Consider the following 19,138-nt stretch of genomic DNA (forward strand, 5'->3'; position numbering starts at 1 on the left):
CGTCACCTTAATTAAAGTTGCTGAATAACTTGGCCAAGCATTTGGTCAACTGACGAAATCACTTTAGAGTTCATTTCGTATAAACGCTGACTTTCAATCAAGTTGACCAGCTCCTCAGTCACATTCACATTGGAGGTTTCCAATGCACCTTGAATAACTGTGCCGATGCCTTCTAATCCCGGGATACCTTGAATAGGTGCGCCACTGACCGCGGTTTCAACAAACAGGTTCTGACCAATAGGCTGTAATCCAGTAGGGTTGATAAAATCGGACAAGTTAATTTGTCCGAGAACCTGAGGCTCAGCCTCACCTCTGAGTGTCGCTGAAACTTCACCATCTTGTGAGATAGTGATTTGCTGGGCGTCTTCAGGAATCGCAATTTCGGGTTGTAACAGGAATCCGGCACCTGGAGTTACTATTTGGCCCTGATCATTTAACGTAAATTGACCATTGCGGGTATATGCAATGCTGCCATCCGGCTGCAAAATCTCGAAGAACCCGCGACCTTGAATCGACATATCCAGCGCGTTTTCTGTGGTTAACAAGTTACCTTGTGTATGTGATTTTTGTGTTGCCACGACTTTAGAGCCCGCGCCTAACATTAATCCCGAAGGAAGCTCTGTATCGGCAGAAGAGCGGCCACCGGGCTGGTTGATGTTTTGATACAACAAATCTTCAAAAATAGCGCGGTCTTTTTTAAAGCCGACTGTACTTGCGTTGGCTAAATTATTAGATACGACCGACACATCGGTTTGTGCCGCATCTAATCCTGTTTTACTGATCCATAATGCTGGATGCATAAGTCACCTCACAGTTTCGCGCCCGCAAACGGAGCGATTTAATTCGTTAGATAATTCTCATTAACATATTGCCGCGCATCGACAATTCATCGGCCTTCTTCATCAGTTTGACCTGCATTTCGTAATGCCTTTGCAGCGTGATCATGCTCACCATTTCTTCAATGGCGTTAACGTTTGATCCTTCTAACATGCCCGAGCGGATAGCCACGTTGTCGTCTTGGTCAGCTACGCTGCCATCTTTTAAGCGGAATAATCCGTCAGTACCTCGCTGCATTTGTTGGTAGTCGGGATTAACTAACTTGAGCCTGCCAACTTCTTCTAAGACGGTTTCTGGCGCCCCTAAAGGCCGTAGCGATATAGTGCCATCGCCGGCAATATCGATATTGTCGAGTGGAATGGGCAAGGAAATAGGACCAGCATCACCGATCACTATATTGCCGTGCGCGTCCTCGAGAATGCCTTCTGCACTCAAGCGCATATTTCCGGCACGGGTATAGGCCTCGTTGCCATTCGCATCTTGCACTGCAAACCAGCCATTGCCTTGAATCGCTAAATCCAATGGACGTTCCGTCTGGATCATGGCGCCGTCGTCATAATTGTTGGTCGGGCTTTCGGTCATTGAAAATACGCGAGACGGCAAACCATCGCCGTATGACGGCATTGCTCTTGCCTGCTCCAACTGGGCTTTGAATCCCACCGTTTGTGTATTGGCGAGATTGTTCGCCCTAACGGCAGTGCCTAGGAGGTCTTGTTTTGCGCCGCTGGCGGCGATGTAAAGAAACTTATCCATGCCAAACTCTTGACGTAATTACCCTACTGATATCTTGATGTAGCAAAGGCAATGCCAAGGTGGTCGCTAAATATGAAAAACCTGTACAGAGATAGTTTTATCAAACCAAACGCATAAAAAAGACCTGCGATTTGCAGGCCTCTTTTAAAATTTAAAACTATCGGATATTTAGAATAGTCTGGTTAAGCTGGTTGTTCACTTCCAGTGCTCGAGAGTTTGCCTGAAAATTACGCTGAGCAATAATCAAATCAATCAGCTCAGTGGTTAAGTTCACATTGGCTTGCTCCAAGGCTGATGAGTTGATATCACCAAATGTACCTGTCGTAGCTTCACCAGCTAGTGCTTCACCGGAAAGAATACTTTCTTTCCATTGTGTATTACTTTGCTGAGTTAAACCTTGCTCATTCGAGAAGCGGACCAACGCGACCCGTACGATCGGCTCTGACGTACCGTTTGAGAATGTTGCTCGAACTAGGCCGTCAGGTCCGATATCAATGCCGGTCAATCGGCCAACAGGCAAACCGTCCTGCTCCAAGGATGTCACTTCAAACGCGGAAGCAAACTGCGTGGGCTCTTCTGGCGTTTGACCGCCAGCCGTAAAGTTCAAATCAATAGTAATACGCTGAGTTGTGTCTGAACCATTTGCCAAAATAGTACCGCCGAGCTCAGCCGTAATCAGTTTATTCGCTTGTGGTGATACAGGCGGTAAGTTATCGGCACCAAATATACCCAAGAACTCACCACCTGGCGTAAAGGTTAAACGCGCTGCCGATACGGCGTTGGCACCGTTACCAGCGACATTCACTGCCGCTGCCGGAAGAACTTCGACGCCGTTAGTATCACTTTGATTGACCAAAACATCGTCAATGGCAGTAACCATTAACCATTCATTTGATACCGCCCCTTGGTCTTTAATAAAATAATAAGTCATTACATGACTATCACCCAACGAATCATAGACAGTAACCGAGGTTGCGGCGTTGTAAGTCAATGGATCGGTTGGGTCAAACGCCGTTACGTCCTTCGCTGCATCACCAGCTGGCAAGTTAAACCGCAAATCTACTTCAGATGTGGGCTGAGGTGAACCTGACGAATCGGGGATTCTCACCGGCACAGTGGTACTCAATGCGACTGATGCCGAGGTACCGTCTGAGTTAACCGGAAAACCGAGTAAGTTATCGCCGTTAGAATTCACTACGAAGTTATCGGCATCCAGTTTAAATTGACCAGCACGGGTAAAAGAGAAATCGCGCGAGTCAATATCCGGTACTGTAGCAAAGAAGCCGTTGCCGGTAATCGCCAGATCCAATGCAGTATTGGTAAATTGCAAACTACCTTGTGAAAACTGTTGTGCGACTTCTTGGGTTAATACACCATCGCCCACTTTTGTACGACCACCGGACAATAACGATGCCGCGTATACGTCGCCGAACTCAGCGCGCGACTCTTTGAAACCAACAGTATTTACGTTGGCAATATTGTTTGCCGTTACGTCTAAGTCACGCTGCGCTGCCGCAACACCACTTAAAGCTATATTAAAAGACATACTTCTCTCCTGTTAGCTGCCAATCTGAATGACATCATCTAATCGAATACTAATATCGCCATCCAGATTAAGAATGACCCCTTGGTTGCTACCAGCAAGACTAACGCTAGCAACATGACGATTAATGGCGGTTGGGATCGCCACTCCTTCACCGAACACTTCACCTTGAGCACTAACGGTGTATTCACCCGGCGGCATAGGATTGCCGCGCTGGTCTGTGCCATCCCAAGTAAACTCGACATTGCCGGCTGCCTGGGTGCCTGCGTCGATCACTTTCACAACTTCACCGAAGTTATTCGAAATAGTGATCTGCATGTTTTGTGCGGTTTGATCGTTAACAACAACACCGGAGATTCCTTCCCCCGCCGTTCCCATATAGCCTTTGTTGTCAGCGATGAGAACATCCTGACCAATTAAGCTAGATGCCTGGAGTGCTTGATTTGATGTCATAGACGCTGAGAAGGATTCAAACTGCTCATTCAGTTGTTGTACACCGTCTGCAGTAGTAAACGATGTCATCTGTGCAACTAATTGATCATTGTCTACCGGCTTGGTTGGATCTTGGTTTGATAGCTGCTCAGTCAACAGTGCAAAAAAGTCTTCTTGGCTAAGCTGCTGTTCGGTTCCGTCGGCCACAGGTACCTTCTCAGGTTGCCAGTACAACTGTTGATTGAGCCCTGTATTTCTTATCGTATCAGTCACAATTACAATCCTCTATTAGCGGCCTTGACCGATTTGCAAGACGCGGCGGAACAAACGCTTGGTTGTGTCAGCCACTTGGACATTCGTTTCGTATCCCTTTGAGGCCGACAGCATGTTGGCCATCTCTTCTACGACGTTCACATTGGGTTTGTAGATATAGCCATTTTCATCCGCCATTGGGTTGCCAGGTGCATACTCTACTTGCAAAGGCTTATTGCTCTCAACGATGCCCATGACTTGGACTTTCTTACCAGCCCCTTGGTCTTGTGCGGCGCGTTGCAACTCTGCGGCAAACACTGGGTGACGCGCCTTGTAGGTATCTTCATAACTACTGCTAACACTGTTAGCATTAGCAATATTACTGGCCGTCGTATTGAGTCGGACATTTTCTGCCGACATCCCCGTTGAAGCAATGTCCATTACTCGAAATAACGTCATTATTGACCTCCACCGCTGCTAAGCGCTTTCTTCATACCTTTTATCTTACCGCTGAGCAGCTCGACTGATGCCTGATAACGCATACCTGTATCTAGAAATGCATTTCGCTCCTGTTGCACATCAACGGTGTTGCCGTCGCCGGTATCCGGTTGCGTTGGTACGCGGAATTTCAATTCCGCTTGTTGGAGCTCCATTTTGCCGTCAAAATGCTTCTCGTGAGTCCGCGCCAGGCGGTGCGTTTGGTCATGGCGAGCTGACGACATTGCCTGCTGAAAATCAATCGCTCGCGCCTTGTAGCCCGGCGTGTTCGCATTGGCCAAGTTGCCGGAGATGACTTCCATCTGCTCAGTTCTAACTTGTACCGCTTTGTGATGAAAACCGACGAGTCGGTCGAGGTTGATTGCCATAATTCGCTCCTTTCCTGCGAAAGGTAGAGCAAAGCTTGTGCCAATCTAATTAGAAAGACTTAGGAACCGGTGAAATTACCTGCGGGAATTTAAATTTTTTTCTTATAATACAGTCCCTTACTCGCCTTCACCATCTGAAATAAGTCAGCCACAGTAGTAACGGACTCTGAAGCGCCGAGTAACAAACTGCCATCATTCGAGAGGCAAGCGGCAATTTGTTGCAGGATTCGTTTTTTGTTGTCTGCAGAGAAGTAAATTAAGACGTTGCGGCAAAACACAATATCAAAGGTTCCCATGCCAGTGTATGGGCTCAATAAATTTAACTTTTTAAAGCTAACATGTTGTTTTAAATGAGGCTTTACGACAAGTGAGTCTTCGCCCAGTTTATTGAAATACTTTGATTGATAAGAAGCAGGTAAACCGCGCAGGATAGCGATTTTGTCATACTCTCCCTTATTCGCAACCTGTAACACATGCTCTGAAATGTCCGACCCTACAACCTCAAAGCCCGATTTTAAAGCACTCGGGTTTTTCGCCTGAAAATCCAAAATGGTCATGGCAATACTGTAAGCTTCTTGCCCAGTTGAGCATGCGGCACTCCAGATTCGCAGCTTGCGATTTGAAGGCGTCATCGCCGGTAAAATTTGCTCGGTTAAAAGAGTGAAAGGATAGGTATCCCGAAACCAAAGGGTTTCATTGGTGGTCATGGAGTCGAGCACACGCTGCTGCAATTTGCGATCGTGTCCCTGGATCGCTTTGTCAATCAAACCATCTAAAGACAAATCCGCGTAGTCATGCAACAAGCCAAGCAGGCGACTGCGGACCAAGTATTGTTTTGAGTCGCCCAGCAAAATTCCAGTTTCTCGTTCGAGAAACTGACAAAACCGCTGATAATTAGGCGCTGATACTTCGCGCGTGCTCAACAAGCAGCTCCTGCTATTGCTGCTTCAGCCATTTCTGAACGGCAGTAGCCAATTCATCAGGATGAAACTTTGCAATAAAATCATCAGCACCCACTTTCTGTACCATCGCTTGGTTGAACACACCACTGAGTGAAGTGTGTAAAACGACATTGAGCTTTTGTAGCTCTGGCGTGTTCTTGATCTCAGCGGTCAGGGTGTATCCATCCATTTCAGGCATCTCAATATCGGACACTAGCACACCTACTTTGTCTGTCACATCACCGGTTTCTGCCGCAATTTCTTTGAGTCGGTCTAGCGCTTCTTGACCGTTCTTTGCCATCTCAATTTGTAAACCCAATGCAGTTAATGCTTTTTTCACCTGGTTCCGTGCCACTGACGAATCATCAGCAATGAAAATGATCTTGTCCGCACTTTCACCGACATCAATATCACTGGCAACCTCATCACTGACATCCGTATTGAGCGGCGAAATTTCGTTTAAGATTTTTTCTACGTCAAGAATTTCGATTAACTCGTTTTCAACCTCAGTAACAGCAGTTAAATAGCTCGCTCTACCGGTACCTTGAGGCGGCGGCATAATTGCATCCCAATTAGTATTGATGATGCGTTCTACTGAGCCTACCAAGAAACCTTGTACTGAGCGATTGTATTCAGCAATGATGATAAATGCACTTTTAATATCTTCGATGCGTTTGCCGCCCGTCGCCATACTCAAATCAATCACTGATATAGTTTGCCCACGGATATGGGCGACCCCGCGAACCAATGCATTAAGTTTTGGCATGGATGTTAAGGGAGGGCATTGCAACACTTCACGGACTTTAAATACATTAATACCGAAGCGTTGACGGCCATTCAGCCGGAACAATAACAGTTCCAAACGGTTTTGACCTACTAGCTGCGTTCTTTGATTAACAGAATCGAGAATTCCCGACATATCTAACCCCTTTAACTAATTCCGGCACGATCGTTGCGTCATCACTACTATTATCGGTAGAAACCCGAAATGATTTAAAAAGTGCCTGAATATTGACGCGAAAAACGCGTTTTCCAGACTGCTTTATTAATCATAGTCAAAATGCGGGACAGTGAACATGAAAAATTTCAAACAGTTAATGCTTCTTTGCGGTCTTAGTTTGGCTAGCAATCCTTTTTCACACGCGCAAATGCCAGTCGATAACGCCACATCATTGGCAACACCGCACGAAATGCTGGTAGAGCAAGTGCAACAATTTGTCACCCAAGTGGTGTCGAATAGCGCTGATCCTCTGGCCGCCGATCCAAACAAACGCACGACCGTTGACGTATTTCCAATCGACAAACGCGTGCGCATTCCACAATGCCCGACCGGTTATGAGTTTTCATTGACCGACAATGCGTTAACCAATTCTTACGCGACAGTTAAAGTTGAATGTGATGCGACGCAATGGTACCTGTTCGTCAATGCAAAAATTGAGCAGTTGCAACGCGTCGTAGTTACTGCAGAGATGTTAAGTCCAGACTCCATTCTCACTCAACAAAATCTGCGCTTTGCCGATATTAAAACCAACTCACTGCGACACTCGATATTTGTTGATATTAACCATCTGGTTGGTGCTAGGGTTAAATATCGGGTGCGTCCCGGGCAACCAATAACCCCAAACATGGTGTGTTTTGTTTGTAAGGGAGATTTGATTACCTTGAGTGCAGAAACCGAAGGCTTACGTATTAGTACTAAGGGTATCGCGCAACAAGACGGTAATATTGGTGATACAATTCAGGTTATGAACAGCCGATCTGAGAAAATTGTCCTAGCTAAGGTTCGTGCTGTAGATACCGCAGTAGTTGGTATCTAATGAAATCAATAACTTATAATATCAGCACGGTTAATTGAGATTTTTTTTAATATTTTCGTTAAAGTATTCAGACGTAACGCCGATAACATGACTGAGGGGTTATAGGTAGTGGAATTTTATTATGGCTATTAACAATGTAAACAACGGGCTTCCCAAAACGCCTGTTGACAATCAAAAAGTTAATCAGCAGCAGACTCAAAACAAGGGGACTGCTGCCCAGCAGGCTGCATCACAACAAGCAGCCGCGCAAACAGCACCGCGTCAAGATTCGGTGTCTTTGACACAATCTGCACAACAGTTGAGTCAAGTGCAGAAGAAAAGTGCTGAAGCGCCAGTGAATCAAGAAAAGGTTGATCGCTTGAAGAAAGCTATTCAGAATGGGGAATATAAGGTAAATCCTGAAGCGCTAGCTGACAAAATCGCCAAGTTAGAAGGACAGATTTTCGGTACTAACTAAAAACTGCGGAACCTCTCCCTATGGCAACAATAGCAGAAGCATTAAGCGATCAACTCCACAATCTGAAAACACTGCAGCAATTACTTGAATCAGAATTACATTTGATCAGCTCTCGGGATGCCGAGAGCTTGATGAATCTTCTCAACGACAAACAAACCACACTCGATGCGATTCAGCAACAGGACGAATTGATCAATCAGCTTTTCGCCAATGAAGGTGACGATCCTAAATCCGTTATTGCTAATCAACCTGCTGAAGTTCAGGCGCAACTGGAAGAAGCTCAGCAATTACTTGAGCAGTGCAAATTCCGCACTTCCGTGAATGAAAAAGCGGTAGAGCAAGGTCAATTAAAGCTAGAGCATTTACGCCATTTACTCGTGGAGACACGTGCTCGAGAATCACTGACCTATGACCGCTCAGGCAAACCTCAGGGCGGCTCTCTCGGTAAAGGTGTTAGCGCTTAATAAGCACGCCACAACTAATAGTATCTTACGTTCTTAATGCGCTTGGGCTTCGCGGTGGCCAAGTAAATGTCGTACACATCTTGCAGGTCGAGCTCCATTTCTGTGGCATAAGTGTCATCGCCCACTGGATAGGTTTTGATCACTTTAGCACCTCGAATTACACCTTCAACTGAAGCCTGAAGCTGTGAGTTTTGCATCATTAAGTTATGCAGTGATTGCTCACCATCTACGCGTTGCCCATAGACCTGCTCGGCGAGTTCGCGATAGGCCTCCAACTTAGACGCTTTCATCGCCATCAGTACTTGCTCTGACTCGTTCCCCCCATGCTGAGAGCCAATGGGTGCATAGCCAACCGCACGGATCACTGGGTATGATTCAGGCTCAATGGTTTCCCACTCAACATGTTGGGTAAACAATGAGGTACAGCCAGTCAGTGCCAAAACAGATAGGCACATAACGATGATTAAGCTTCGACCTTGTTTCACGATTACACCTCATATCTGGGTTGTGTTTAGTCGACGAAAACCGACAGATGTTAATTTATCCAGTGACAAAGCAGAAACTAAGCCAAGTTGTAAACTTACTCTACATAAACATGGCATAGGCTTTGAATTAGCTTTCACAAAGATCACAACAGCAGTCAATAGTTTGACTACCGGCGAGTACGCTTTGTACATGCCTGCGATATACGGGAGCTAGCATTCATGAGTAATGAGCATTACACCGCTAGACGTGAGTTATTATCAGTACTGTTACACCCACTAAGCAAGAGTGCGAATTTATGGGTGGTATTTTGCCTCCTCACGCTCACCTGTGGGCAAGTACATGCCGCTTGGTTTCAAGCAACTGGCCAAGCGGTTATTCACAACGGCGACAAGCAACTAGCTCGTCAACAGGCAACCCAAGAAGCGATTAAACAAGCGCTGTTATTTGCGGGCGCTTCAGTTACCAGCGTCCAACAGCTGACCAATGGCCTACTACAAAACGACAATCTGGAAGTGCGTTCTACAGGAGAAGTCAACCGTATCGAAATGATTGATGAAGTCTATCACCGCGACTTCGTTACTGTATCTATCCGCGCTGATATTTTCCCTCAAGAGGCTCAATGCAGTGCATCTGGTTACACCAAAAGCATAATCACTGCCCATATGCCTTTTGTTGACCGCCAGCAGACACAAGACGGCAATATGTTTGCACTTAGCCAAGCGGCTATGGAGCAGTTGCCGCAGATATTCGACCGCAGCGCACCACATGCTGAACTTACGGCCATTATACCCGAACGTTACAATTGGGAATCACCGGTTGTTCAACAACAGGCATTTAGTCTGGCACAGCAGTATGACAGTCAATATGTCCTCGCTATAACGGCATTGGATGTGAGTGTTCAGCGGCCCAAAAGCACATTAGCATTTTGGCGCGATACAACACCACAACGTACGTTTACAGTGCGGGCTCGTGTGTTTGACGGTATGTCGTCGAAAATAGTCGCGGACAGCACGCACAGTATTACAGCACCGTGGCCGCACTCTAAATTTGATAGTGTTAATGTGCATAGCCGTGAGTTCTGGGTCTCGCAATACGGGCAAGCTATTACTCGGGTATTAGAAGGGATCGTGTCAGAAACCAATGAGTTACTCGCATGTGAGCGCGCTATTGGTAGAGTGCTGCAAGTAGCGAATAATCAATTGCAAATCAATTTGGGCCAACAACACAACGTGCAAGCCGGGGACAGCTTGAACCTATATCAGACTAAGCTTTTAGTTGACTCTTTTGGCCAACAGTACCGGCAACACGTTATCCATCCCACGGTAGTTGTAGTACAGCAAGTGTTTGCCGATTCTGCAACAGTGACCGCTATTGATGGTTCTTTGCTGGCTGATATTCAAACCAATGATTACGTAGTGAAACGTTAAACCTTAAAGAAGCTGATTTGCTTGTTTAAATCATGTGATTCTTGCGCCTGATATTGAGTTTGTTCTTTAATCTTCTTCAAGTTTTGACTGTTTAGGTCGGCTAAACTTTTAATGCGATTCACGTTTTGACTGACTTCTTCACTCACCGTTGATTGTTGGCTTGCGCCAGTGGCAACTTGCGCATTTATCTCCGAAATATTATTCACCGACTCAGTAATTTTGGTGTATGCACTAGAAGCTTCATCGTTGAGTGTGACCACCTGGTTTGACTGTTCATTCGAACTTTGAATGACACTAACGACATTACTTGCCCCACTTTGAATGAGTTCTACAATTTGTGTGATTTCAGATGTTGAGTCTTGAGTTCTCGACGCCAATTGGCGAACTTCGTCAGCAACAACCGCAAACCCTCTGCCATGCTCACCAGCCCTAGCGGCCTCAATCGCCGCATTCAAAGCCAACAGATTAGTTTGCTCGGCAATTCCCTGAATAACTTGTAATATATTAGCGATATTTTTCGAATCTTCGTCTAGTTTAGAGACCACGTTGCTAGCACTACTCATAGAATCTGATAACTGCTGAATAGCGTGAATTGAGCGTTTAATCACTGCGCTACCTAAGCTCGCTTGCTCGTCTGCATCAGAACTCAGATCAGAAGCTTTCCCTGCACTTGTGGATATTTGTACCGTCGAAGCGGCTACCTGCTCTAGTGCAGCCGCTAGTTGATCGGTTTCCTGTTGTTGTTCGAGCATAGAAGCCGTTGAATTACTAACCGCTTGTTCTACCTCAACCGAAATATCATGTAATCGAGCTAACGCCTGTTTAATTTTAACCATAGTGCCATGCAGCGTTGATATCGAATTCTGCAGCTTGCGATTCAGGTCACTAAATTCATCATCTCCATCAACTTGCACCGTATAAGTAAAATCCCCTTGAGCAATTGCATCGGCGATATCGGCAGATTTGGCTAATGGCGGCAATATCGACCGGATGAGCCACCACGCCATAGCAATACCTACAATAAGAGAAAGGAACACAGCTACAATAATCGCAGTACTTACACTATCGCGCACCTGAGCAGCTATTTCCGACTCAATCACAATTAAGGCATTAGACAAGTCAGAAGCAGAGTTAGCTGCAGCAAAGATTTGCCGAGTTACAGACTCTCGAGCTTGTTCATTTGCATTCCCTTGCGTTATTGGAATCAAGGCATCGAATGCTCGTGCAAAATCGTGGATAGACTGCTGTATCTGTTCAACTTGCTGGATACTTGCTTCGACAGCCATCATACCCTTAGCTTCTGCCAGTAGTGTAGTCGCTTTGTCCACTTTAGTTCTTACCTTCGAGGCAAATTGATTGTCTTCGGTAAGCATAAAATCAGCCTGCGCCAACCGCGCTTGATACAGATGCAAGTCGGCCTCGAACAACGATGAATAAATGACATTTTGAGATTCCAATCTAGACAGACTTGTGACAGCGAAACTGCCAACAGCGAGGATGATAGTAACTAAAGTACCCAAAGATATTGCTAGCTTAGTTTTTATTTTCACAATGACCACCTAATACGACAGAGAGCTCCATCTCTTGCATTTGCAAAATTCCAATTTGTAAGTATTTTAAGGTTAGATGATAAATATAGAGAGGTGTAAAAATTTATTTTATATGAACAAAAGAAGCTGTCGTGAACATTAATGAAAGAGCTTTTGCTTTTTTCACTGGTAACACATAATAGACACGAGTCCCCATAGTTTAACTGGATAAAACAAGAGCCTCCTAAGCTTTAGATCTGCGTTCGAGTCGCGGTGGGGACGCCAGTCGGCTTAGGCCTAACCCGCCATTTCTTCCAGTCGCTTGCCACGGGTTTCGAACACATACTTACTGACAAACACGACTGAAATCGCGGCGCACGCCGCATAAAAGCCATATGCACCAATGAGGCCAACAGACCCTAACATCAAGGGGAACGTCAATGTGATAAGAAAGTTTGAGCCCCATTGTGCCACGCCCGCAACGGCTAAGCCTGCACCGCGGATTTGGTTGGGAAACATTTCACCCAATAGCACCCACATAACGGGTCCCCAAGAAAAGTTAAACATCACAACATACGCATTTGCTGCAATTAAGGCTAATGTGCCAAAGTCGCCCAAATCAAGGCTACCGTCAGCGCTGACATCCGCATTGGCAAAAGCGAACACCATAATGGCCAGGGTGACAGTCATGCCGATAGAACCGATAAACATAATTGGCTTACGCCCGATTTTATCAATCAATAAGATGGTCACAATACACGCCGCAATGCTCACCGCCCCACTAATAACATTGATCAACAACGCATCACTTTCTGAGAACCCCACAGCTTGCCACAACACAGCGCCGTAATAGAACACCACATTAATACCTACCAGTTGTTGAAAGGTAGCAAGGCCTATTCCAATCCACAAAATCGGCCTGATCCGGCGCAGTTGCTTGTCATAGAGATCCTTTAACGCGGGCGCGTGACTTTGCGAGAGTGACATCACAATCTCGTCGTACACCTGTTTTGCGCGTGATGAATAAAGCTTATTCAAGACGGCCAAGGCTTTGTCTTGTTGTTTAGAAATCACTAAAAATCGCGGGCTCTCAGGAATAAAAAACAGACCTATCAAGAATAACGTTGCAGGAATGATTTCCATCCAGAACATCCAGCGCCATGCCTCAAATCCCCAATACCACTGTGCAATTGATCCACCCGCCACATCGGCGATGAAATAGTTGCTTAAAAATGCAATAAACAACCCCGATATAATCGCAATTTGTTGCAATGTGGCGAGTTTACCCCGGATTGCTGCAGGTGCGATTTCGCTGATATAAGCAGGTGTCATGACCGATGCAGCGCCCACGGCAAAACCACCGAGGATGCGAAAAATCACAAAGCTCAACGAGGTATCGGCAATACCTGAGCCCCAGGCACTGATAATAAAGAACACCGCGGCCACAATCAGCATTTTGCGCCGGCCAAAATAATCTGCAAGGCGGCCAGCTGTGAAAGCTCCGATGGCGCACCCTAACAGCATACTGGCGACCTCAAAACCCGTGCCAAATGCATCTGATTGAAAAGCTTTTTGCAAACCCTCGACGGTGCCGTTTATAACACCGCTGTCAAAACCAAAAAGAAATCCGCCTAAAGTCGCAATAACACTGATTATGAGAATAAAAGGTAAATTGTCGTATTCGGCTTCACTTGCTGCGGAGGTATCCATGGCTCGCCTTCTTATTGTTGGATTAGTGTTGGCTGAGATGTAGCGCTCAGCACTACTATTTAAAACCTATTGTGCGACCATCGAGTTCTAAAAGGTAGCGAATACTTTCAGGCACTTGCAATAAGACCCGCGAAGACTCATCCTCAATAAAGAAGTATTTAATCCCTTGTTGCTTGGCAATTTTAACGACTTTATCGATACCCACGTCACCGGAACCCAGCACCACATTGACTTCTACATCTGCAGTCCCATCGGTCGTATCAACTGTACCATGAGCTCTGTCTTTTAAGTGTAATGACGTAAATTTACCGGGATAGCGCGTTAAAAAATCAACCGGATCTTGTCCACCCTGTTTGATCCAAAATACGTCCATCTGGAATTTAGCTTCAGTGACGTTTTTCAGCATGTAATCGAGGATAGTTCCATCCTCATAAGGGAAGAACTCATAACCGTGTGGATGGTATTGCAATGTGATTCCATTTTCAGCTAAAAGCGCCCCCGCTTTATTCATGACTTCAACCACTTCTTTGGCTTTTTCAATGTCAAACATGCCGGTAAACGGTATCCAGTAAAAGGTGGCAAATCTAGCGCCAAAAAATTTCGCTTTATAGGCCACAGCGATGGGATTGTCGCGCACCTCTTCATAGGTAGTATCTACACTGACAACTTCAACGTGGTTTTTGTCTAAAATCGACTTGAACTCGGTGACAGAATGGCCATATAAGTTACCACCACCTTCAACCGCATGGATCCCCCACTCACGAACCTGGGCAATCGCAGTTGGTACGTCCTCAGCCATTTGATTGCGCAAACTATAGAGTTGCAGACCTATCTCATGAGCCACTGCTGGCAGGGTTAAGCTGACAAGTGCAGACATCAAGACCCATTTTCTCAGTTGCCGAAACGGTTTCATAAGCGTCCTCGTAATTGTAATTTTTTATACCGACTAAATTCGGCGCTGTTGCATTTCTTTCGCGCAGTAATCGACGGCTCTTACAGTCAATGCCATAAACGTCAAAGAGGGATTCACTGTAGCTGATGAGCAATACGACGCGCCATCAGTCACAAATAAATTAGGAATATCGTGGCATTGATTGTAGCCATTTAATACCGACTCTTTCTTATCTCGCCCCATACGCGCTGTGCCCAGTTCATGGATTGCCGAACCTGGTGGGTTATGGTCAGTACTTACAAAGCTATTGATATTTTGCACACCGATTTTCTTCAACATTCCTTCACATTCTTGTGCACAGTCTTCCATCATCAGTCGCTCATTTTCCGACCAAGATACATTGAAGTGCAGTTGTGGCATACCCCATTTATCTTTTTTGGTTGGATGTAAACTCACTTGGTTTTCAAACCGCGGAAGCATTTCTCCCTGTGCATACAAACCAAAATACCAACTGCCCAGACGAGTTAAGCTGGTTTTAAAATCAGCACCAATACCATCGCCGTGGGCTTTGCCGCGCCAGTCTCCCCGACTTGCGCCCCCCCCTAATGCGTAACCACGCACGTAGTGTTTCTTATAACGGCTTGGTTCGTATTGGAAATTAGGCACGTAGATCCCCGTGGGGCGACGGCCCGAAGTATATTCATCTTCGTAGCCTTCAACGAACCCTCCGGCACCGGCGTTATAACAGTGATCCATAAGGTAATGCCCCAACACACCAGAACTATTAGCAATACCATTAGGAAAGGCTTTGGATGTTGAGTTCAACATGATTTGCGTCGTACCAAGCGTTGACGCGCACATAAATACAACTTTGGCGAAGTATTCGCGAGTAGATAGATCGTTGTCATCGATAACACGTACACCGCGAACGCGATTAGTTGCCTCATCATATATTAAGCTATGCACTATGCTGTCTACGGCTATACTCAAATTTCCAGTGGCCGCGGCAAATGGCAAGGTTGAACTTTGGGTTGAGAAATAAGCACCAAACGAGCAACCTTTTTGACATTCATCACGCGCCTGACACATCACCCGCCCGTGTTGCATATGATACTCTGTAGGCACTGATAGGTGAGCACAGCGGCCGATAACCATTGGTCTATCGGGGTATATTTGCGCAAACTGGCGCTGAATTTCCTTCTCAACACTATTCATTTCGAACGGCGGTAAAGACTCACTGTCGGGCAGCTGGGGTAAACCATCGCGATTGCCTGAAATCCCTGCATGCTGCTCTACATAGCTGTACCAAGGCTTCAAATCGGTATAGCGTATAGGCCAGTCATTGCCGTGTCCGTCAGCTTTATTGGCATTAAAATCAAACTCACTCATACGATAGGACTGGCGATGCCATGTCAGTGACTTGCCGCCCAGTTGATTGCCGCGGATCCAATTGAAGTCCGTACCCTCTGCTGTGCTGTAGGGTAAATCGCGGTCATTGCCGAAAAAGTGCTTCGTGGTATCGTTAAAAGCGTACGAGCGCGATTGCTGCTTGTATTGCTGTTCAATCAGCAGATTGTTGACTTTAGTACGCTCTGGGAATTCCCAGGGGCCTTTGCCTTCAGTTGGATAATCTTTGCGGTGCTCAACTTTGCGGCCACGCTCGATCATCAGTGTTTTAAACCCACGCTCAGTAAACTCTTTGGCAGCCCAACCACCAGTAACACCAGAGCCAACTATGATGACATCATACTCCTCGCGGGTATCCGTGATGAAAATATCGTTTAATTGCATCGTTACTGCCTAATAATAATTCAATGAACCCCAAGACCTTGTGCTTGGCGTTGCTGGGATAGAGCCCTTGTAACCACCGGGAACCGCCTGATAAACCAGAGCTTGTGTCGCGCCAATCTCGCTGGTGAAGTAGCCAAAAATCAATAATTGTTTGAGAAACTTAAATTGCACTTTTTGGCTTGCTACAAACCCGTTTAAGGCTTCAAGATCAACCAACAGCTGAGTTTGTTGTGCATGTGTTAATGCGCTGAAAGGCTTATTGTGTACTTGCTCACTCTGCGCTTCGATCGCTTCTAATATGTCAACTACGAGTTGCTGTTCATCAACACTGTGACACTGACTCAACTGATGATCGATAAAACCGTGACAATCAACATCAGCAGCGCTGGGCGTATCAGTTTTTGGCAATACAGTTGCACATACGTCGCGTAACGTAATCAATTGCTCTTTGGTCAACACCGCACCATCTTTTGCTGCACTATCTGGGCGCGGTGTATAAGCCAGTGCTGAACTAACACCCGCGGTCGTCGCCAGCGCAGCAGCGCCAGTAGCACCAATGACTTGGCCCAGCCGCTTGATAAACCAACGACGCTCGTTGAGTTGTTGGGGAGTATTATTGTTGCTCGCTGACATATCGAGTACCTATTGCCCCGCCACTGGCGAAGCGGTTGTCGCTGAGATTTTCCGAATAGCCAAATATAGCGCGACAAAAGCCACAATCAAAACCATCGGGAACACCAATAGATTTTCCAGTACAGCTTGCCCTGCAGCTATTTGTACTTGTGTTGCATCGAGGTTTAACGCTTGCGCCTCAGCGGTCGCATTGTCGATCCAACTGCCAATAACGGGATTCCACATACTCACTGCGAACATCCCAGCCCCGCCGATCATGGATAAACCCAGTGCACCTGTTTTTGGCGTATATTCAGACACACAACCCAGCATAGTTGGCCAGAAGTAGCATACGCCCACGGCAAAGATAACTGCCGCCACATAAATCATGCTGCCGTTAACTTGGGTCATCAAAAACATGCCGACGGTCGCCAAAATTGCCGAGGTCAAAAGCACACCGGCTGGATTGAGACGATGCACTATTGGCCCTGCGTAATAACGTCCGACTGCCATAATACCGGTCATCAGAGCTAGAATGATCATAGGCGAAGCACCAGAAGCGCCCAGAATCCCTGATATCCACTGCTGTGTGCCAAGCTCTGTTGTCGCAGTCAGCGTCATACAGGCGACTAGAAATAGAAACAATGGCGAGAATAGGTTTCGCAAGTTTTCTGTTGTCGAATGCTCTGAGCGATCGAACGTTGGGAAGGCGCTGGTCCACAGCATATAACCATAAACCAGCGTTGGGACAATGATCACTGCGACTTGTAACTGCCAGCCCATCCCCGCAGATGTCATTGCATTTGAAATCAACGCACCGATTACAATACCACCGGGGAACCAGACGTGGAATTTATTCAACATCGTGGTTTTGTTATCTTCGTAAATTTCTGCGATCAGTGGATTACAACCGGCTTCAACTGAGCCATTGGCGAAGCCGATTAAAAAGGTCGAAATGAGCAAGCCCCAAAATCCTCCGGCCATTATCGTGAGAATTAGGCCAAGTAGGTGGCATACAAACGCCAAAGTAATCAGTTTTTTCGCGCCCATAGCGTTATACAAAAAACCACCAAACATAGTGGCTAATGGAAATCCGAGGAATGCCATAGCATTAACCCAGCCCAGCTGATTGCCATTCAAGCCATATTGCGCTCCTAATTCGCCGAGAATTCCCGCGCGAATAGCAAATGTCATTGATGTCACGGTCAGTGCGACACAGCATAAAATAAATACTTTTTGAGCGTTGGTTTTCTCTAGCATAACGTCCTCTATATACCTAAGGTACGGCGGTTGGCGGCTTCATCGGTTTCGGCTCCAGCGAAATCGTCAAAGGCTTTCTCGGTGGGTCGAATGATATGTTTAGCGATAAATGGCGCGCCTTCAGCAGCACCGTCTTCTGGGTGTTTCATGCAGCATTCCCACTCCATCACCGCCCAACCGTCAAACCCGTATTGGGTTAACTTGCTAAAAATCTGGGTAAAGTCTATTTGTCCGTCACCCAGTGAGCGAAATCGGCCTGGCCGATTGATCCACGGCTCGTAGCCACCATAAACACCGCACCGTCCTGAAGGGACAAACTCTGCATCTTTCACGTGAAAAGCTTTAATTCGCTCGTGGTAAATATCGATAAACGCTAAGTAATCCAATTGTTGCAGTACGAAATGACTCGGGTCATAGAGTATGTTGGCACGCGTGTGGTTATTGGTGGCAGTAAGGAAACGTTCGAAGGTTACTCCGTCGTGTAAATCTTCACCTGGGTGCAGTTCGTAACAAACATCAACACCGCACTCGTCAAACTTGTTAAGGATCGGTAGCCAGCGCTTGGCGAGCTCAGCGAACCCCGTTTCAACTAATCCTGCTGGACGCTGTGGCCAGGGGTACATCGTTGGCCACAACAGTGCGCCAGAGAAACTTGCGTGGGCGGTGAGTCCCAAGTTTTTACTGGCTTGTGCTGCCCACAACAGTTGCTGGTTAGCCCATTCTGTTCGTGCTGCTGGATTGTTCTTCACCGCATCTGGCGCAAACCCATCAAACATAGTGTCGTACACTGGGTGTACCGCAATGAGTTGCCCTTGTAAATGCGTAGAGAGCTCGGTAATTTCCACACCGGCTTGACGCGCAATATCAATTAACTCAGAACAATATTCGCTACTTTTTGCGGCACGCTCTAAGTTGATGAAACGCTCATCCCAACTTGGAATTTGCACACCTTTAAAACCTAAATTTGCCACCCACTGACAAATACTCGCAAAATCATTAAATGGCGCCTCATCAGCGGCAAATTGAGCGAGGAAAATCGCTGGTCCTTTTATCTGTTTCATGTGTTATC

The 19,138-nt window shown here is 46.4% G+C and carries 20 protein-coding genes and 1 tRNA gene; 5 read left to right on the forward strand and 16 right to left on the reverse strand.

All coding sequences use genetic code 11. From position 1 onward, the window contains the following. Positions 1-11 precede the first annotated feature (11 nt). The 8 genes from flgG to QTP81_RS06170 all read right to left on the reverse strand — a co-directional run bounded on the left by flgG (position 12) and on the right by QTP81_RS06170 (position 6,543). A complete protein-coding gene (flgG, locus tag QTP81_RS06135; protein ID WP_289364414.1) occupies positions 12-800 on the reverse strand; it encodes a flagellar basal-body rod protein FlgG in 789 nt (262 codons plus the stop codon). A 46-nt stretch (positions 801-846) separates the two neighbouring features. Then, positions 847-1,590: a flagellar basal-body rod protein FlgF gene (gene flgF, locus QTP81_RS06140; protein ID WP_289364415.1), complete on the reverse strand. Its 744-nt coding sequence runs from the start codon at positions 1,588-1,590 to the stop codon at positions 847-849. A gap of 157 nt (positions 1,591-1,747) precedes the next feature. After that, the gene (flgE, locus tag QTP81_RS06145; RefSeq protein ID WP_289364417.1) at positions 1,748-3,136 is read right to left on the reverse strand and encodes a flagellar hook protein FlgE; all 1,389 of its coding nucleotides are present in this window, start codon (positions 3,134-3,136) and stop codon (positions 1,748-1,750) included. 12 nt (positions 3,137-3,148) lie between these two features. Further along, positions 3,149-3,838: a flagellar hook assembly protein FlgD gene (locus QTP81_RS06150; protein ID WP_289364418.1), complete on the reverse strand. Its 690-nt coding sequence runs from the start codon at positions 3,836-3,838 to the stop codon at positions 3,149-3,151. Positions 3,839-3,853: 15 nt separating this feature from the next. Further along, positions 3,854-4,276 (reverse strand): flagellar basal body rod protein FlgC, encoded by a 423-nt coding sequence (flgC, locus tag QTP81_RS06155; protein ID WP_289364419.1) that lies wholly within the window; start codon positions 4,274-4,276, stop codon positions 3,854-3,856. Then, positions 4,276-4,683, reverse strand: coding sequence for a flagellar basal body rod protein FlgB (gene flgB, locus QTP81_RS06160; RefSeq protein ID WP_289364421.1), 408 nt, complete (start codon positions 4,681-4,683; stop codon positions 4,276-4,278). The genes flgC and flgB overlap by 1 nt, the downstream gene beginning before the upstream one ends. Before the next feature lie 89 nt (positions 4,684-4,772). After that, positions 4,773-5,609: a CheR family methyltransferase gene (locus QTP81_RS06165; RefSeq protein ID WP_289364423.1), complete on the reverse strand. Its 837-nt coding sequence runs from the start codon at positions 5,607-5,609 to the stop codon at positions 4,773-4,775. 10 nt (positions 5,610-5,619) lie between these two features. Next, positions 5,620-6,543: a chemotaxis protein CheV gene (locus tag QTP81_RS06170; protein ID WP_289364424.1), complete on the reverse strand. Its 924-nt coding sequence runs from the start codon at positions 6,541-6,543 to the stop codon at positions 5,620-5,622. 157 nt (positions 6,544-6,700) lie between these two features. Here QTP81_RS06170 and flgA point away from each other — a divergent pair, with 157 nt between their 5' ends. The 3 genes from flgA to flgN all read left to right on the forward strand — a co-directional run bounded on the left by flgA (position 6,701) and on the right by flgN (position 8,362). After that, positions 6,701-7,441, forward strand: a complete 741-nt coding sequence (gene flgA / locus QTP81_RS06175) for a flagellar basal body P-ring formation chaperone FlgA (protein WP_289364425.1) — start codon at positions 6,701-6,703, stop codon at positions 7,439-7,441. 121 nt (positions 7,442-7,562) lie between these two features. Beyond that, positions 7,563-7,898: a flagellar biosynthesis anti-sigma factor FlgM gene (gene flgM, locus QTP81_RS06180; protein WP_289364426.1), complete on the forward strand. Its 336-nt coding sequence runs from the start codon at positions 7,563-7,565 to the stop codon at positions 7,896-7,898. A gap of 20 nt (positions 7,899-7,918) precedes the next feature. Then, positions 7,919-8,362: a flagellar export chaperone FlgN gene (gene flgN, locus QTP81_RS06185; protein ID WP_289364427.1), complete on the forward strand. Its 444-nt coding sequence runs from the start codon at positions 7,919-7,921 to the stop codon at positions 8,360-8,362. Positions 8,363-8,376: 14 nt separating this feature from the next. Here flgN and QTP81_RS06190 read toward each other — a convergent pair whose 3' ends face one another. After that, the gene (locus QTP81_RS06190) at positions 8,377-8,817 is read right to left on the reverse strand and encodes an LPP20 family lipoprotein (RefSeq protein ID WP_289364517.1); all 441 of its coding nucleotides are present in this window, start codon (positions 8,815-8,817) and stop codon (positions 8,377-8,379) included. 249 nt (positions 8,818-9,066) lie between these two features. Between QTP81_RS06190 and QTP81_RS06195 the strand changes: the two genes are divergently transcribed. Then, positions 9,067-10,275 (forward strand): flagella assembly protein FlgT, encoded by a 1,209-nt coding sequence (locus QTP81_RS06195; RefSeq protein WP_289364428.1) that lies wholly within the window; start codon positions 9,067-9,069, stop codon positions 10,273-10,275. On the opposite strand, the gene QTP81_RS06200 is transcribed toward QTP81_RS06195, so the two are convergent. Further along, positions 10,272-11,825, reverse strand: coding sequence for a methyl-accepting chemotaxis protein (locus QTP81_RS06200; protein WP_289364429.1), 1,554 nt, complete (start codon positions 11,823-11,825; stop codon positions 10,272-10,274). The two genes, QTP81_RS06195 and QTP81_RS06200, sit on opposite strands and share 4 nt — an antisense overlap. Before the next feature lie 188 nt (positions 11,826-12,013). On the opposite strand from QTP81_RS06200, the gene QTP81_RS06205 reads away from it, so the two are divergent. After that, positions 12,014-12,089, forward strand: a tRNA-Arg gene (locus QTP81_RS06205). A gap of 12 nt (positions 12,090-12,101) precedes the next feature. Here QTP81_RS06205 and QTP81_RS06210 read toward each other — a convergent pair. The 6 genes from QTP81_RS06210 to QTP81_RS06235 are packed head-to-tail and all read right to left on the reverse strand — an operon-like array spanning position 12,102 to position 19,130. Beyond that, entirely contained in the window at positions 12,102-13,514 is a 1,413-nt protein-coding gene (locus QTP81_RS06210; protein WP_289364430.1) for a sugar porter family MFS transporter, read from the reverse strand. A gap of 55 nt (positions 13,515-13,569) precedes the next feature. Further along, complete coding sequence (locus QTP81_RS06215) at positions 13,570-14,427, reverse strand: sugar phosphate isomerase/epimerase family protein (protein ID WP_289364431.1); 858 nt, start codon at positions 14,425-14,427, stop codon at positions 13,570-13,572. Positions 14,428-14,460: 33 nt separating this feature from the next. Further along, the gene (locus QTP81_RS06220) at positions 14,461-16,197 is read right to left on the reverse strand and encodes a GMC oxidoreductase (RefSeq protein WP_289364432.1); all 1,737 of its coding nucleotides are present in this window, start codon (positions 16,195-16,197) and stop codon (positions 14,461-14,463) included. 9 nt (positions 16,198-16,206) lie between these two features. Continuing rightward, on the reverse strand, positions 16,207-16,830 hold the full coding sequence (locus tag QTP81_RS06225) for a gluconate 2-dehydrogenase subunit 3 family protein (protein WP_289364433.1): 624 nt from the start codon (positions 16,828-16,830) through the stop codon (positions 16,207-16,209). A gap of 9 nt (positions 16,831-16,839) precedes the next feature. After that, positions 16,840-18,069 (reverse strand): MFS transporter, encoded by a 1,230-nt coding sequence (locus QTP81_RS06230; protein WP_289364434.1) that lies wholly within the window; start codon positions 18,067-18,069, stop codon positions 16,840-16,842. A gap of 8 nt (positions 18,070-18,077) precedes the next feature. Next, the gene (locus tag QTP81_RS06235; RefSeq protein ID WP_289364435.1) at positions 18,078-19,130 is read right to left on the reverse strand and encodes a sugar phosphate isomerase/epimerase family protein; all 1,053 of its coding nucleotides are present in this window, start codon (positions 19,128-19,130) and stop codon (positions 18,078-18,080) included. Positions 19,131-19,138: the final 8 nt, after the last annotated feature.

Source organism: Neoalteromonas arenosi (assembly GCF_030362855.1).
Lineage (GTDB): Bacteria > Pseudomonadota > Gammaproteobacteria > Enterobacterales > Alteromonadaceae > Alteromonas_E > Alteromonas_E arenosi.